Source organism: Xenorhabdus entomophaga, assembly GCF_037996725.1.
Lineage (GTDB): Bacteria > Pseudomonadota > Gammaproteobacteria > Enterobacterales > Enterobacteriaceae > Xenorhabdus > Xenorhabdus khoisanae.
The window spans coordinates 1-270 of record NZ_JBBMXH010000437.1 but is presented as its reverse complement, the minus strand read 5'-3'; the positions used below and the strand labels follow the sequence as shown (position 1 = coordinate 270).

Below are 270 nucleotides of genomic sequence, written 5' to 3'. Positions count from 1 at the left end.
TATGCGCCAATCGCTTACAGACGGGCTAGGAACCCTAGGCGGCATCAGGCTGCATACACCGCACCAAATCTAATCGTATTTATTTTAACCTACATTTAAGATACAAGGCGGCAGGTAGTGCAACTCAATATTCAAAACTTCGGCAAAAAATTGAACGACTTCGGAACGGTGGTAACCCGCACCATCCAGAATAATATGGATTTTTTGCGAAAGTGGGTAGGTTTCCCGGATTGCGCCGAAAAAAAGGACGACATTTTTCGCGTTAATCGT

1 pseudogene is annotated in these 270 nt (G+C 44.8%); it reads right to left on the bottom strand.

Annotation, left to right across the window (positions count from 1 at the left end):
• Positions 1-105: 105 nt before the first annotated feature.
• Positions 106-270 (bottom strand): annotated as a pseudogene (locus AAC854_RS24825) (transposase); the annotation flags it as partial.